Below are 1,557 nucleotides of genomic sequence, written 5' to 3' on the forward strand. Positions count from 1 at the left end.
AAGGTATATAAAAAAACAGATTTTTTACGCCCGGTAAATAAGAAAGTCAAGACCGCGACTATCTTTGTGGTAAAAACGAGGTCATAGGGTTTCCCCATCCTCATATGTCCAACGGGCTTGATGTCCCAATAAAAAAATACTTCTATGAAGGTAGTCTGCGGTCTTGACGTACACAAAGATAGTGTTTTTTGCTGTATTCTGTGTGCTAATGGAGAAAAAATCCAGCATAAATTCGGAGTTCTTACCGAAGAGTTGGTCACACTTCGCGACCTTATGGTCTCTGAAGGTGTTGAAGAGTGTGCAATGGAGAGTACCAGTATCTACTGGATACCCATATGGCGAGTGCTTGAAGGGTCAGTGAAACTTCATCTGGTAAACCCTTATTTTATAAAACAGCTTCCTGGCAAAAAGAGTGATGTGAATGATGCCGAATGGATAGCTACTTGTCTGAGTAAAGAACTGATAGCATCAAGCTTTGTTCCTGATGATAAAATTCAACGTCTGCGTCAATATGACAGAAGGATATTTGACCTGAATGCTTCCATAAGCCGCAATTTAGTCAAACTTGACCAATGCATCCAGAGGTGCAACATCAGAATCAGTAATTATATATCCACAACAGATTCCAAAGGGTACCGTTCAATAGTTAAACTTATATCCCAAGGTGTGACAGATGCGGAAGTCCTTGTGAAGGAACTGCATGGAAGAACAATCAACAGGCATGGCAGAGAAACATTGGTGAAAGCACTTACCGGAGTGGTCAGCGAGACCGACATAGACATTATAAACCAGCTTGTAGAAGAGATTGAATTGCAGCAACGGCACAAGGACGAAGCACAGGAGAAGATGACTGCACTATGCATGGAGTGGTTTCCTCAAGAAGTTGAAAACCTTCAGACTATACCGGGAGTGAAAGAACGTAGTGCGACCTCAATAATAGCAGAAATAGGAACAGACATGACACATTTCCAGACACCAAAGAAATTGGTGTCATGGGTGGGGCTAAGACCCCGTAACGAGGAAAGCGCTGGCAAAATCAAGGCACGAGGTATCACACATGGTAACAGGTTTGTAAGAAAAACCATGATTGAATGTTCATGGGGAGCTGCACGTATGAAAGATTCATTTTTCGCAGAATTCTCATACAGGCAATGTATCGAAAGAAGAAAGAACAAGATGAAGGTGCAAGTAGCTATTGCGAGAAAAATACTTGTTGCAGTATGGTATGTACTTAGTCAGGGAACTCAGTATATCAAACCAACAGATCATTATACGGCAGCCCATATGACTGCCGTATAATGATACAACCGTCCGTTACAAGGTCAATATATTTGTGGTGATTATATCCCGTTTTCGCAAAGTGGCTATCGTTTCGGACGGAGTAGGACACCCGGTTGAGTTTTAATCTCGAAGAGGAAATTTACATAATTGTTCATTGTTCCGACTATAATCGGAACTGAACCGCCATGCAGTAGTGCAAGGAAAAAAGATGTAGAAAGGAATAGACACTCGTTTCCACTCACAAAGATAGTCGCGGTCTTGCTTTTCATAGAGGAA

The 1,557-nt window shown here is 41.7% G+C and carries 2 protein-coding genes; one reads left to right on the forward strand and one right to left on the reverse strand.

From position 1 onward, the window contains the following. Positions 1–144: 144 nt before the first annotated feature. Positions 145–1,299: an IS110 family RNA-guided transposase gene (locus HMPREF9009_RS24775; RefSeq protein ID WP_049703636.1), complete on the forward strand. Its 1,155-nt coding sequence runs from the start codon at positions 145–147 to the stop codon at positions 1,297–1,299. Between the two features lie 65 nt (positions 1,300–1,364). On the opposite strand, the gene HMPREF9009_RS26290 is transcribed toward HMPREF9009_RS24775, so the two are convergent. Then, the coding region (locus HMPREF9009_RS26290) for a hypothetical protein (RefSeq protein ID WP_220453542.1) at positions 1,365–1,557 on the reverse strand (193 nt) is incomplete at its 5' end.

The organism is Bacteroides sp. 3_1_13 (genome assembly GCF_001185845.1).
Lineage (GTDB): Bacteria > Bacteroidota > Bacteroidia > Bacteroidales > Bacteroidaceae > Bacteroides > Bacteroides xylanisolvens.